Origin of the sequence: Levilactobacillus sp. FUA 3915 (assembly GCF_044053135.1) — a bacterium.
GTDB lineage: Bacteria > Bacillota > Bacilli > Lactobacillales > Lactobacillaceae > Levilactobacillus > Levilactobacillus lanxiensis.
The window spans coordinates 2,303,096-2,317,330 of record NZ_CP168704.1 but is presented as its reverse complement, the minus strand read 5'-3'; the positions used below and the strand labels follow the sequence as shown (position 1 = coordinate 2,317,330).

Sequence of the window (14,235 nt, the reverse complement as noted above, 5' to 3'; positions counted from 1 at the left end):
CCCTAATCGCGAAAAACTCAGAGTTTTCACAAATCAGTTCTCTTCGCGCACCTTATCTGGGCGAATCACCATCGCCACCAGACCGGCTAGCATCCCCAGGTAGTAGGTCAGGAGCCGCCATAGAATCATGGCCAGCACCAATTTACTATTCGACGAGATGTAACTACGGAAAATCATTTCAAAGCTGTATTCGGCACCGCCAGACCCTCCTGGAATGGGAAATAGGGAGATCACCATGACAATTAAAATGTGGAGACTCGTGACCATGACGATATTCGCCGTCGTGTAACCCAGCGCTAGCATGATAAAGTACGGGATTAAATAGTAGAACATCAGCTGGAAGAAGGTAATCACAAAAACGCGCAACATGAGCTTCCACTGCCCACTGATGCGGACACTTTCGGCGTAAAAGGAATCGATCTTCCCGTTCACGTTGGCTGACATCCGTTCGAAGCGTTCGGCCTTCATGAACCACCCCATGGGTTTCATAATCACACCGACCGCCTTCTTCGTGAACGCGTGCCAGAACATCACCATGAGGAGCCCCACGATGACGGCCAGGTGAATGGAGAAGCCAAACACGACCAGCCAAGCCAGCGCGTGAAGTTTGTCCTGAATGTCGTGAAACCCGATGACCAGGGCAAACAAAAAGTTGATGACAATCATGGACTGGTAGACCACGAATTTCATCAGGAGGACCGAGCTGGCCTTCCCGGCATCGACCCCCGTTTGCATCAGCGCAATCAGTTGGGCCGGTTGACCCCCGGATGAGAATGGCGTAATGCCGTTAAACAGTTGTTCCACCATGGGAATCCGGAGGGCATCCTTAAAGGTAAAGCCTTCGATACGATCGGAGATGAACACCTTGACGATCCACGCTTCCAGCCCCAGGTAGATCACCATACATAAGATGGCGACCCCGAACCACCAGAAGTTGATATTTACAAAATCATTGATTAAAACTGAAAATTTAATGTCACGGAGAGAAAAAGCAAAAATAGCGATCCCCAGGAGTAACATCAAGGCTAAGACCCATTTATTTCGTCGTGACATTCAGTTACCCCTCTTTTGCTTGCTGCGTATAGAACTCTCGCCAAATCTGCGCCAGATGTTCCTCGGAGTAACGGTCAGCTGCCGCTAGACTCCGTTGATGCCAGTGTTCCAGCGCTGCTGGGTCCTGAGGTAGCTGGTGTAATTGGTCGTTCATCGCGTCGTAATCGGCCGCTGGCTGATAGTCCCCCGCGATAATGGCCTGGTACAGGTCGAGATCCCGCAATAAGACCGGGGTCCCGGTACTAAAGGCCTCCAGCACAGACATGGGGAAGAGTTCGTTAAACGATGGCAGTAAGAAAAGGTCCGCCAGGTTATAGTAGTCAACCAGTTTATCCCGGTCAACGATACCTGGGAAGCTCAGATTAGCCGGTGGATCATCTACGACCTTCTTGAGCGCCGCATAGCCATCGGTCATCCGTCCAAAGGAGAAGCCCCCGGCCCAGATGAACTGCAGGTCCGGATTGTTCCGGGCTAATTTGATAAAGTCAAATAGACCCTTGCGCTCCTGAATCTGGCCAATCCCCAAGATCGTAAAGCGCTCCGCCTGATAATGGTACTGCTGGCGCAAGGCCCGTTTCTTCTCGGCATCGACCGGATAGAATTCCTTGCGGCTCACAAAGTTGGGAATATACGTAACTTTTTCGGCCGGAATTCCAGCTGCCACTAGCTTGGGAATGAACGTCGGGTTCACCACCACGATGTGATCCATCCGCTTATAGAAGGCAATCACGTATTTATAAAAAATGGACCGGAATGGTTGGGGAATCTTCAAACTCCCCTCCAGAGTTTCCGGCAGAAAATGAACGTAGCCAATCTTCCGGCCACGATGCGGCATAAACGTTGATAAGTAATAGGAAAAATTAATCGTGTGGTAATGGGTCAGGTCGACCCGCCGATAACTGTTCACGGACACGTCAAACTCCTGGTCCAACCGTGTCGCCAACAGATTCATGAGTTCGTTGTAAGCACTCCCCACACCCTGACCCTTCACAGAATCAGCCGCAGAAAACATGTTGATTTTTAACATCCAATAACTCCTCTAATCGCTAAAGTCCGGGGTATCCTCGTGAGATTGCTCGTAGCTTGCCTGAGCATCCTGATAGAATTCCAGGATGTGCTGCCCAAAAGTATCCGCAGAAATTTCCGCTAACTTCCGTGCTAGCAAGTCTGGGTCCTGCTCGTCATCCCCATGAAGCAGGTAATCAACCACATTCTCAACTAATTCGTCTTCGGTGGTAAATGTCACCCCGAGCGTCCGACTCGACAATAGTTCATCGGTATACGGACTCGTCATGACCACAATCTTGGTGCCCGCCGCCAGCGCTTCAATGTACGTCAGCCCCTGGGATTCAGAATCCGAGGAGGACAGGAAGACGTTCGCCATATGGTAGTAACGGAACACTTCATCGTTGTTGATCTCACCGGTAAAGGTAATGTGGTCGTCCAGCCCGGCATCCTTGGCCTGCGCCTCGAGATCCTCTTTGGCTGGCCCATCACCCACAATCAACAGCTGGGCATTCGGCACCTGTGCTAAAACACGTGGCAGGGCCGCGATACTGGCCTTGATGTTCTTCTCATAGGCCAACCGACTCAGCGATAAGATCACTGGGGTGTCGGGGTCATACCCCAACTGCCGCCGTAAATTAGCGGTATCCGGCTGTTCATACTGGTGCAGGTTGACCCCGGTCGGGATGACCCGAATCGGTGTCTTGACCCCATAATCGGTTAAGGTGGTCAACACCCGGTCGCTGGGGGCCACCACGCCAGTTAAGTGATAACAAAAGGCCAGCGTCCCCTGTTTGACGTGCACGGGCTTCAGGATCTTCCCGTTCGCCACGTAGTGTAAATAATCCTCATACATCGTGTGGTAGGTGTGCAGACACGGAATCTCTAGGTTCCGCGCCACAAACTTACCGATCCAGCCCATGGAAAATTCCGTCTGGGTGTGGACCACGTCTAAATTTAACTCCTTGGCAATTTGGTAGGCCTGAAACAGCCCCCGTACTGCGATTCGGCGGTCAGTGAAGGAGACGAACGGAATGCTTGAGAAACGAAAAACATTGCGTTCATACACGTTCTTCTCAACGTGCGGGTCGGTCGTCGTGAAGATGTAGACCTGGTTACCCTGTTTTTCCAACTGATCCCGCAACGTCTTGATGGACGTCGCGACCCCACTCACTTGAGGGAAATAGGTATCCGTAAATATGCCGATGTTCATTGCCAATCCCCCTTGCGTCTTGTGTTTTGTCTTAAATAACCCCGGGTCCCGTTCACCAGTCCCAACCCATTCGTCACGAACGAATTCGACCGGTCCAGACCGGCACCCAGCAGCCTTCATATTGTACAATCATCACAATTATATGGGTTTGCCTAGGTGATTGCAAACAACAACGGGGGTTGCTGAAAATTTATTGCGGGTTCACCGCGACAACTCGCGACCGCTAGCCGATTTTTACCGCAATGGTCACATTAAAAAAGCACCCGTCAACCGACGACTGTCGGTCACGAGTGCTCATCGTTTACGTTCAGTTTAAGCCTGGGTCAGGTCTGGAACTGCGGCCTGCACCATGGTAATCACATCTTGACTCGTGTCGGCCGAATTCACCGCGCTTTCCACCAGTCCTTGCAGGTCCTTCGCGTTGAGTTGACTAATCAGCTGACGCGTCTTTAGAATCGACCCGGCGCCCATAGAGAACTCATCGAGGCCCATCCCCAATAACAGAGGAACCGCAATCGGGTCACCCGCCATTTCGCCACACATGGCCACGGGAATCCCCGCTGTGTGGCCGGCCGTAATGATCCGTTGCACCAACCGCAAAATTGCGGGGTGGTAAGGCTGGTACAGGTAGGAAACATCCTGGTTGGTCCGATCGGCCGCCATCGTGTAGCCAATCAAGTCATTGGTCCCAATGCTCATGAAGTCAACTTCATGGGCGAAGCGGTCCGCCAACAAGGCAGCCGCTGGCACCTCGACCATCATGCCCACTTTGATTTTTCCCAGGGGCACCCGCGCCGTGGTGAGTTTCGACCGCTCGTCATCGTAAATGGCCTTAGCCTGACGAAATTCATCCAACGTCGCAATCATCGGGAACATAATCCGCAGGTTGCCATAGGCCGATGCCCGAAGCAACGCCCGCAGCTGACTGCGAAAAATGTTTTGATGGGCCAGGCTCTGGCGAATCGCCCGCGCGCCCAGAAACGGATTGGCTTCCTGCTTCTGGTGCAGATAAGGCAACGGCTTGTCGCCACCAATGTCCAGGGTCCGAATGACCACGGGACGCGGTGCTAACTTTTCTAACACCTGCCGATACGTGGCAAACTGTTCGTCTTCTGTGGGGAGCTGTTCCGAATCCATATACAAGAATTCGGTCCGCATCAGCCCCACGGCCTCCGCCCCGTTTTGCAAAACGTTCGGAATGTCACTGGCGGTTCCCATGTTGGCGGCCAACGTCACGCCCACCCCATCGCGACTCGTCGTGGTGTGATTGCGCAACGTGGCCAACCGCTTCATATTGGCGATACGGTCCAGCATGGCCTGCTTGGCCGTGTCCAATTCTGCTTGGTCAGGATCAGTCACAACGCTCCCAGTCGATCCGTTGACGATGACTGAATCGCCATCCATCAACGTCTGGGTTCCCGTCTGGGTTCCCACAACCGCGGGAATGTTCAGTGAGCGCGCCAGAATCGACGAGTGAGACGTCCGGCCGCCCAGATCCGTGACGAAGCCCAAGATGTACTTGGACGCCGCCGAGACCGTATCACTGGGATTCAAATCGTGGGTGACTACGACGACTGGTTCCTTCAGCAACGCCAAATTAGGCAAGGTCACGCCGAGTAAATGGGCCGTCACCCGTTTGACCACATCATGAACGTCAGACGTCCGTTCTTTGATCAGCGTATTATCCGTCGCCAGAAAGCTCTGGGCAAAGTCGTTCATCACGGTTGCGAACGCGACTTCTGCGTTGAGGTGTTCGACTTTAATCTTGGTTTCCGTCGCCGCAATCACTTCCGGGTCTTGGAGCATCTCCCTATGCGCACTAAAAACCTGGGCGCCATCAGCGCCCAGGCTTTTAGTTGCACGCGTTTCAATCGTCTCGACTTCTGAGACGGCTGCTTCAAGGGCCTGATGGAATCGATTTAATTCGTAATCAAGATTAGTGATTGTCCGCTTTTTAACGGTGAGATCTGGCTCAACGAACCGGTAGACCCGGCCGCAAGCCACCCCATCACTGGCGGCAATTCCCTTGAGCATCGCTCTCATTAGTCAGATAAACCCTCTTTTTTCAACGTTTCAGCCACTGCGTTCATGGCATCGGCTTCGTCGTCACCGTCAGTCGTGATGGTGATGCTGGCGTTTTGGCCAACACCTAAGGACATAACGCCCATGATGGACTTCAAGTTAACGGACTTGTCTTGGTACTGCAAGCTAACTTCAGAGTTGAACTTGCTAGCAGCCTGAACTAATAAAGTTGCGGGACGTGCGTGGATACCAGTTTCTGCAGTGACACGAAATTCGCGTTTTTCCATAATTGATCGATCTCCTTTAAGCTTAGGTTGATTTCTTTCCAAACACGACTCACCCTGACCTTGCGCATTGGCCAAACAACCATTTTGTGAGTCACGCCTACCTACTAAGAATATCAATCTAGCAGGCAAATTACAAGCATTCATGAACCGCTTACATCAAATAATCACTATTCGTCGTCTTTTTTGCCACCATCATCGTAACGGTAGATTAATTTGCCACCCTTGTGGGCCTGGCCAATCACCCGCTTCCGGGTTTCAAAGGCCATGAAGGCTTTTTGAAAGGCGGGAAATTCTTCGGGGGTGACTTCAAATTCGTCTAGTTCCTGATCTTTTAGTTGGTTCATTAGCGCGGTAAAATCTTTTGCCAAAAGTTTTTTCCTCCTTAACAACAGTTCGCTTACATTGAATCATCTATGAAATACAGTGGTTGCATGCCGCCACCGGCTGCCAGGAATTCCACCTGCTGTGGGGCCCGGTTCCAGCCTGAGAGGCGGTCTTCCACCTCGCTTTGAAGCCACGAAGACCACGTGTCTTCAAAGTCGTCCCATGCTGTAAACGACCAAAGAACGGTCGTTAACACCATCGACACAGCTGGCTCCATCCCTGGGTCCTGCGGCTAAGTTGGTCCACTCATGAAACAGTACACCAAATCTTCGCTCAGTGTTAACCACGAGACAATACTTTCTGGGACGAATTCCAGTATAACCGTGGTCGTTGCACCAGACAACGTTGGTCACCTTGCCAAAAGATTGGTCAACTTGGCCTGTCTCTGGTCACTTATGCTTCAGTGTGCTGACCGTTCCCGGCGGCGGGTTCAAGCTGCCCTGCTGTGGGGCCCGGTTCCAGCCTGGAAAGCGGTCTTCCACCTCGCTTTGAAGCCACGAAAACCACGTGTCTTCAAAGTCGTCCCATGCTCTAAACTGAGAAGTTCACTCAGTTAAGACCATCGACACAGCTGGTCAACTTGACCCGCCTCTGGTCACTCACGTTGAAACATTACCTCAATCATGGCTAACCTTTTACAATCACCACGATAGGTTTGCTTCAACTATTGTGACAGATACTTAGGATATTTCAACACTTTAGTTCTGTATTGACATGCAGTAAGTAAATTATCGCGCATCTCTAATTTAGAATCAAACAAACCGTCGCCCCTCCTATAATAGTTCAACGGCCATTGAGCAATGGAACTAACGGCTTACCACAAAACACTTAGCCACCTTCTTTAGCTTGTGCATCTTAGTAACTAGCCAGTAACGCATGACACTCTCCCAACTAACTTGCTCCATGGCTGCGTATACATAGAACATCGTAACCACCACCGGCAGTAAAATTTTGTGCTCAATGTCAGTGACCAGAGGTGAGCCAAGCCAGGCAGCTGTGTCGGTGTTCTTGGTTGGGTGCATTTCCCGACCTAGAACACCGGGCTCATAGGCGAGGCGGAAGACCGCCCCTCAGGCTGGATATTCCCCACAACAGACTGGCTTGAGCTCACCGCCGGGAATGTACATATACCCACCGACCATTAACTTTGGTACACCCTGTCAGTGACCAGAGGCGAATCAAGGTGCCCGGCTGTGTCGATGGCCTTGGCTGAGGTCCTTTCTCAGCCTAGCCCATGGGGCAACCTTTGAGACCGCCCTATGGCTCAAAGTTGAGGTGGAAGCCCGCCCTTCGGCTGTAACCGACCCCATAGCCGGGCACCTTGAATTCGCCGCCGGGAACGAAAAGCCAGCACCAAATTTCACCACGGTTTGGGAAAAATAGGAAAAATCAGGAGTCGATTTTAGCATTCTACTACCGAGAGTGCTAAAATAAAATTGTTCGCTGGAAATGCCACCGCTACCGCTGATTTTGTCGCGAAACAAATTACTTGCACGGCAGGTCGAACGCGGTATAATGTGGTCAATGGTCAAGAAAGGTCAAAACTTTTCTCACACAGACCTGCGTGGGTTTCCCACGAGAATTCCAGGCAAGAAAGGAGACGACAAGATGCTATGTCAAAATTGCCACCGCAATGAAGCAACGATTCACCTTTACATGAGTGTAAATGGGCAGCGGCAACAAGTTGACCTATGCCAAAATTGTTATCAACTGCTGAAGCAGCAACAAAACGATTCTGGAAATGGAGGTGGCCGTATGGCACAAGATCCATTCGGCTTTGGTAACCTGGATGATATTTTCCGGGCAATGCAAGGCGGCAACAACGACCAAGCTGACTACCGGCAATCCGGTGCGCAGCAACCTGGTCAACCAACCCAACCTGCTGGTAACCAAGGAAACGGCAATGGCCTACTCAGTCAGTATGGCCTGAACCTGACCAAACTAGCTAAGGATGGCAAGGTTGACCCCGTTATTGGGCGTGACAAAGAGACGGCTCAAGTCATCGAAATTCTCAATCGCCGGACCAAGAACAACCCCGTTTTAATTGGGGAAGCCGGTGTTGGGAAGACGGCCGTCATTGAAGGCCTTGCGGAACGGATTGTTGAAGGCAACGTTCCCCAAAAATTAGCCAACAAACAAATTATTCGATTGGACGTGGTTTCCCTGGTTCAAGGAACTGGGATCCGGGGCCAATTTGAACAACGGATGCAACAATTGATGAAGGAAGTTCAGAGTAATCCGGACATCATCCTCTTTATTGACGAAATCCATGAAATCATGGGTGCCGGCAATGCTGAGGGTGGCATGGACGCTGGTAACGTGTTGAAGCCAGCCTTAGCTCGGGGTGACTTCCAACTCATCGGGGCCACGACTTTAAATGAATACAGAGATATTGAAAAGGACCAAGCCCTCGCCCGCCGGTTCCAACCCGTTACGGTTGACGAGCCGAGTGCCGATGAAGCCGTCAAGATTTTACAAGGCATCCAAAAGAAGTACGAAGATTACCACCACGTACACTACACGGACGACGCCATTGAGGCTGCCGTTCGCCTGTCTGACCGTTACATCCAAGACCGGTTCTTACCGGACAAGGCCATTGACCTATTGGATGAAGCCGGTTCACGGAAGAACTTAACGATCAACGTGGCTGATCCTAAGGCAATTGATGAAAAAATCAAGAGTTCCGAGGAACAGAAGCAGGCTGCCTTGAAGCAGGAAGACTACGAAAAGGCCGCCTACTACCGTGATCAAGTCACGAAGTTAGAGAAGTCCAAGGAAAACGCCAAGACCGCTGATCAAAATCAGTCGGCCACGGTTACCGTCAAGGACATGCAGGACATCGTCGAAGAGAAGACGTCCATCCCCGTGGGTGAGTTAGCAGCCAAGGAACAACATCAACTGCAAAGCCTCTCCCCTGATTTGGAAAAGCACGTCATTGGTCAAAACGAAGCCGTCGACAAGGTTGCGCGGGCTATCCGCCGGAACCGTATCGGGTTGAACGGCACGGGCCGGCCAATCGGGTCCTTCCTCTTCGTTGGTCCGACTGGTGTTGGAAAGACGGAATTAGCTAAGCAATTAGCTAACGAACTCTTCGGCTCCCAGGAGGCCATGATTCGCTTCGACATGTCTGAGTACATGGAACCACATTCCATTTCGAAATTGATCGGGTCCCCACCTGGCTATGTCGGCTATGAAGAAGCCGGTCAGCTGACGGAACAAGTTCGTCGGCACCCGTACACCTTGATCTTACTGGACGAAATTGAGAAGGCCCACCCCGACGTCATGAACATGTTCTTACAAATTCTTGACGACGGCCGGTTGACCGATTCTCAAGGTCGGACCGTTTCCTTCAAGGATACGTTGATCATCATGACCAGTAACGCCGGGACCGGCGATGCTGAAGCCAACGTTGGTTTCGGTGCCGCCGCCGAGGGCAAGACCCACTCCGTTCTGGGCAATCTGACCGCTTACTTCAAGCCAGAATTCTTGAACCGATTCGACGACATCATTGAATTCAACTCTCTCAGCAAGGAAAACTTGATGCACATTGTTGACTTAATGATTGGTGACGTCAACCAGATGCTTGCGGGCCAAGGCCTTCACATCCACGTCACGACACCCGTCGAAGAACAACTCGTGACGAAGGGCTACAACCCAGCAATGGGCGCGCGGCCATTACGGCGAGTCATTCAAGAAGAGATCGAAGACCGGATTGCGGACTTCTACCTGGATCACGCGGACGTTAAGAACCTCGTGGCCAAAATTGAAGATGGCAAGATTGTCTTAGCCGCTGACACGGACACTGCCCAACCGGCAGCAGCCGAACCAACGACGGATAAAAAGTAACTTCATTTTTAACGGCGCCTCGCAACTTGCGGGGCGTCGTTTTTTGTTACCTAATCAATCTCTGGAAGCGTTTTGCAAAAGGACCTGCAATGCACCCGCAGAATGCGGTATACTGTAAGCTATAGACTAATATTTTAATGGAAACTTCAGGAGGTGAAAGGACATGGCTTTTTTTGACTGGTTACGACGGGTGATTGAACCAACGCGGGCCCCTAAACGGCGACCACGCCACGCCCAAACGCGGCGGCGCCCTGAACCCGCGCCGGTTCCGCAAGAAGCACCCGAACCCCGTGCCACGTCCCTGCCCTTAGCCCCAACACCCGTCTCACCGACACCACCAGCCACACCCCAGCCGGTTGCGAAGGCTTCTCAGGTAGCGGCAACCCTGGTGGTCCGATTAGTGGATGACCAAAATCAGCCGCTGCAGCCTGCCTTGGTTCTCACCGGCGTGCTCAACCAACCGGTCAACTTTCGCTTTCCTAAAATTGCGGGGTACGCCCTGCGCGACGTGCACGGCTTTACCCAGGACTACATTTCAGAATACGGACTGACTACCCTGGTCTACGTCCGGCACTGGGGACAACCCATCATTAGCTACCTGGTCGATTACGATACCGGCCGGTTACTGGAACTCCCCGGAATTCTTCGCGGGAGATTGGGCACGGCCTTCTCGTTGACGCCACCTTCCGTTGAAAACTACCACATCTTTCAGGCTCAGGGCCAACAACGTGGTACCTTTAGCCAGCACCCTGGGCAGGTCGTTTACTACTACCGGCGGGATTCCTGGCAAATGGTCCAGCGGGTACACCAGTTTGTCTTCCTGCAGGCCGACCATCAGGTTTTTGATGGCCCCAACGGTCAGACTTATAGGTATCAGTTCCCCACGGATTCGCTGTGGCGCTTGTTCATGATCATCACCCTGACCAACGGCGACGTTTGGTATAACCTCGGTGGTGAGCAATGGTTGTCGGCCAAGGAAACCGTGCGGCGGGAGCACCAGTTCATCGACCTCGGCTTACCCGAGCCCGACCGGTGGCATCCCGAACCCTTTGAACGGATCGGCACGGTCGACTACGTGCCGGGCAAGGCCGTGTCCATTTACCACGAACCTTATGGCGAAACGGCTGGCCAGCTCGACCATGGAGAGGCGCTGGATATTCGTGGCCGCGTCGTGGATGACCAACAGCTGGTCTGGTACCAGATTGGGCCGGACGCTTACATTAATGCGCGCTACGTCCGCCTCGCTCTCGTCGCTTATGCTTAAAACTGGGTTGTGATTTCGTTTCGTTCCCGGCGGCGGATTCAACCTGCCCTGCTGTGGGGTCGGTTCCAGCCTGATTCTCAGGCTTCCACCTCGACTTTGAGCCTGAGAATCGGTCTCAAAGGTCGTCCCATGGGCTAAGCTGAGTGGGAAACCTCAGCTAAGGCCATCGACACAGCTGGGCAGGTTGATCCGCCTCTGGTCACTGACACTGATCACACCCATTCATGTGTTCCTGCTCTCTGGTTAATAGATGACCATCACAATTACTAAACGTTAAACTATATAAAACCAAACAAATAACGGTCACCTCTTCATTTCTATCGAAGAGGTGACCGTTATTTTTGTATCCAACCGATTCATACGTTGCGGCGTATGCTTTGACTTTAGCTTACTTGCCGAATGTGTCTTACCATGACCTCCACGAACTTCCAAACGTCTCGTTTACTCCTCCAAGTAATCGTTAGTTATCGGTAGCGTGAGCGTCTTGGCGCGACCCATTCAGTTACGGTGTTGCCCTAGTCAATTTCTGCGATCCACGTGTTCGTGGACCGGCGTTGCCAACGTTTGGCAATTTCTAACACAATCGTTGGGATAAACATGCCTGGGATCACGATCAACCAGGCGACGGCCGGTAAGCTTACCAGGCCGAACATGCCTTGCAGGCCCGGAATCGTCGCGATGGCAATCACCAACGCGATGGCCAGGAGCATCGCCCCGTTTAGCACGGGATTACGCATGAGGCTTTGCCGCGTCAGTGGTTGCCGGTCCTTGATGGCGTAAATGTCGACCATCGAACCAACTGCCAACACCAGGAAGACCATCGTCATCCCCATTGTAGCTTGACCCGCGGAGAGACCGAACCGGCCAATCGCGTAGATGCCTAGCGTCAGGAAGGTAAACGTGACCGCCCGGGTTGCCAAGCGACTGCCTAAGCCTCTCGCAAAGAGACTTTCGTCGTTGGCCACCGGTGGCTGTTCCATGGCTTCCTTTTCGCCCGGTTCGCGGGAAATGTAGAACCCAGGAATGCCATCGGCTAACACGTTGATCAGCAGGAGTTGTTCCGCCAAGAGCGGCGCGCCCCAGCCCATCAGGACAGCGCCCACCATCAGGAAGATTTGAGCAAAGTTGACGCCCACCAGGAATTCGACGGCCTTCAAAATGTTCTGGTAGACCGTCCGGCCTTCCCGGACCGCGGAGATAATCGTAGCAAAGTTGTCATCCGTGAGGACCATGTCGGCGGCCCCCTTAGAGACTTTCGTGCCGGTAATCCCCATGGCGATGCCGACATCGGCGGCCTTCAGAGCGGGGGCATCGTTGACCCCATCCCCAGTCATGGCCACGGTCTTGCCGGCATTTTGCCACGCCTGAACGATCCGAATCTTGTCCGTCGGCGATACCCGCGCATAGACCGCAATATCTTGAATCTGCGCGGCGAGCTCGTCGTCTGTCAGCGTCCGGAGCTCGTCGCCTGACATCACCAGTTGGCCCGGTGTCAGCAAGCCGATTTCCTTAGCAATGGCTTCGGCTGTCACCATGTGGTCCCCAGTGATCATCACCGGCTTGATCCCCGCACGTTTGGCTTCCCGAATAGCCGGAATCACTTCTGGCCGTGGCGGGTCAATGATACCCACCAGCCCCGCAAACGTTAAGTCCTTCGTCAGTTCCGTCCAGTCGTGCGTTGACGTCGCTGGCATCACCTTGTAGCCCACCGACAGGACCCGTAAGGCCTGCTGGCCAAATTGGTCGTGAACGGCCTTGGCTTGGGCGAGGGCTTGTGGTTGCCAAGCCACCGGTAACCGGTCGAAGGCACCCTTCACGATGACCAGCTGTTGGCCATCCGCTAACCGGTGGACCGTCGCCATCGTCTTTTTCGTGGAGTCAAAGGGATCTTCCGCCAGCCGTGGTGCTTGCTTTTCAAACTGTTGCCGGCTCTTGTCGTGCCCCTTTAACCAGCGTACAATCGCCAGCTCCGTGGGATCACCCATCGTCTGTTCCTGACCGGCGACCTCTTGAATCTCGGCGTTGGTTGCCAGGCCCAGGTAACGCATCATCTTTTCACCAGCCGGCGTTAACGTGTCCGCCGCCATGGCGTTCTTCGTGTTGGGCGTCCAGTAACGGGTAATCGTCATCTGATTTTGCGTCAGTGTCCCCGTCTTGTCGGAGGCAATCACGTCGACGCCACCAATCGTTTCCACCGCATTCACCCGGCGCATGATGGCGTTACGCTTGGCCATCCGCTTGACACCGTGCGCCAAACTAATGGTCACGATGATCGGCAGCGTTTCTGGCACGGCCGCCACAGCCAGGGAAATCCCAATCATCAGGCTGTCAGCCAGCCCCTGATTTTGCATCCAAATGCTGAGGGCAAAGATGACCATGCCGCCTAAAACGGCAAAGGTCGTCAGCCACGCGGACAGCTTGTTCAGCCGGCCCTGCAGTGGCGTTGCCCGCTTCTTGGTCTTGTTCAACAGCCCTGCAATTTGGCCCAGTTCCGTGGCCATCCCCGTCGTCACGACTTGAACGATGGCCGTTCCCGCCGTGACGGCGGTTCCGGAAAAGACTTGTTGCGCTTCCGTTGCGCCATCTGGGTCCACGAGTTTTTCCTTCGTGACCGGCACACTTTCACCGGTTAAGACGGCTTCGTCTACGGCTAAATTGGTGCTCTGGAGCACGACGCCATCGGCTGGCACCTGGTCACCGGCTTTTAGCAGGACCAAGTCCCCTGGCACCACGTCTTTGGCCTGAATCGTCTGGGCGATGTCGTCACGCCGGACCGTCGTCGTGGGCAGGCTCATGGACTGTAACGCCGCCAACGCCTTTTCCGCCGAGGCTTCCTGGTACAGCCCGATGATCACGTTGATCACCAGAATGGACCCAATCACAATCGTCTTCGTCCAACCGCCGCCCTGAAAGAGCGCCATGTAACTGGCTAAGCCGACGGCAAATAATAGCACAAGTGAGGAAACGTCGCTCAGGTGGCGAGCCACCTGTTGCCACAGCGCAGGTTTCTTTGCGGCAATTAATTCGTTTGCCCCGGTCGCAGCCAGTTGGTCTTGGGCCTGTTTCGCCGTTAACCCCTGCTGCGCCGTTAAGTTGATTTTTTTCATCTCTTTTCTCTTCATCATGAAATCCTCCGTTAACTAAATGAATCATCGCATCGA

At 53.2% G+C, this 14,235-nt stretch carries 11 protein-coding genes; 3 read left to right on the top strand and 8 right to left on the bottom strand.

Features of this window, described 5'->3' with window-relative positions; all coding sequences use genetic code 11:
* Positions 1 to 33: 33 nt before the first annotated feature.
* From ACEPST_RS10720 to ACEPST_RS10710, 3 genes are read right to left on the bottom strand one after another with little or no spacing between them, the layout of a single operon-like run.
* A complete protein-coding gene (locus ACEPST_RS10720; protein WP_203646394.1) occupies positions 34 to 1,053 on the bottom strand; it encodes a lysylphosphatidylglycerol synthase transmembrane domain-containing protein in 1,020 nt (339 codons plus the stop codon).
* A 4-nt stretch (positions 1,054 to 1,057) separates the two neighbouring features.
* On the bottom strand, positions 1,058 to 2,080 hold the full coding sequence (locus ACEPST_RS10715) for a glycosyltransferase family 4 protein (RefSeq protein ID WP_204122272.1): 1,023 nt from the start codon (positions 2,078 to 2,080) through the stop codon (positions 1,058 to 1,060).
* Positions 2,081 to 2,092: 12 nt separating this feature from the next.
* Positions 2,093 to 3,271, bottom strand: a complete 1,179-nt coding sequence (locus tag ACEPST_RS10710) for a glycosyltransferase family 4 protein (protein ID WP_204122271.1) — start codon at positions 3,269 to 3,271, stop codon at positions 2,093 to 2,095.
* Between the two features lie 160 nt (positions 3,272 to 3,431).
* On the opposite strand from ACEPST_RS10710, the gene ACEPST_RS10705 reads away from it, so the two are divergent.
* A complete protein-coding gene (locus tag ACEPST_RS10705; protein ID WP_395425072.1) occupies positions 3,432 to 3,587 on the top strand; it encodes a hypothetical protein in 156 nt (51 codons plus the stop codon).
* Here ACEPST_RS10705 and ptsP read toward each other — a convergent pair.
* The 4 genes from ptsP to ACEPST_RS10685 form a co-directional block, all read right to left on the bottom strand.
* Positions 3,584 to 5,314: a phosphoenolpyruvate--protein phosphotransferase gene (gene ptsP, locus ACEPST_RS10700; RefSeq protein WP_204122270.1), complete on the bottom strand. Its 1,731-nt coding sequence runs from the start codon at positions 5,312 to 5,314 to the stop codon at positions 3,584 to 3,586. The two genes, ACEPST_RS10705 and ptsP, sit on opposite strands and share 4 nt — an antisense overlap.
* Positions 5,314 to 5,580 carry a phosphocarrier protein HPr gene (locus ACEPST_RS10695; protein WP_125583687.1) on the bottom strand — a complete coding sequence of 89 codons (267 nt, stop codon included), beginning with the start codon at positions 5,578 to 5,580 and terminating at the stop codon, positions 5,314 to 5,316. Before ACEPST_RS10695 ends, ptsP begins: the two co-directional genes overlap by 1 nt.
* A gap of 167 nt (positions 5,581 to 5,747) precedes the next feature.
* Positions 5,748 to 5,948: a hypothetical protein gene (locus ACEPST_RS10690; protein WP_125765068.1), complete on the bottom strand. Its 201-nt coding sequence runs from the start codon at positions 5,946 to 5,948 to the stop codon at positions 5,748 to 5,750.
* A gap of 29 nt (positions 5,949 to 5,977) precedes the next feature.
* Entirely contained in the window at positions 5,978 to 6,169 is a 192-nt protein-coding gene (locus ACEPST_RS10685) for a hypothetical protein (protein ID WP_204122269.1), read from the bottom strand.
* A gap of 1,403 nt (positions 6,170 to 7,572) precedes the next feature.
* On the opposite strand from ACEPST_RS10685, the gene ACEPST_RS10680 reads away from it, so the two are divergent.
* Both ACEPST_RS10680 and ACEPST_RS10675 read left to right on the top strand, forming a co-directional pair.
* Entirely contained in the window at positions 7,573 to 9,810 is a 2,238-nt protein-coding gene (locus tag ACEPST_RS10680) for an ATP-dependent Clp protease ATP-binding subunit (RefSeq protein ID WP_203646381.1), read from the top strand.
* 163 nt (positions 9,811 to 9,973) lie between these two features.
* Positions 9,974 to 11,074 (top strand): MucBP domain-containing protein, encoded by a 1,101-nt coding sequence (locus ACEPST_RS10675; protein WP_204122268.1) that lies wholly within the window; start codon positions 9,974 to 9,976, stop codon positions 11,072 to 11,074.
* Between the two features lie 515 nt (positions 11,075 to 11,589).
* Here ACEPST_RS10675 and ACEPST_RS10670 read toward each other — a convergent pair.
* Positions 11,590 to 14,196, bottom strand: a complete 2,607-nt coding sequence (locus ACEPST_RS10670) for a cation-translocating P-type ATPase (protein ID WP_395391006.1) — start codon at positions 14,194 to 14,196, stop codon at positions 11,590 to 11,592.
* Positions 14,197 to 14,235 lie beyond the last annotated feature (39 nt).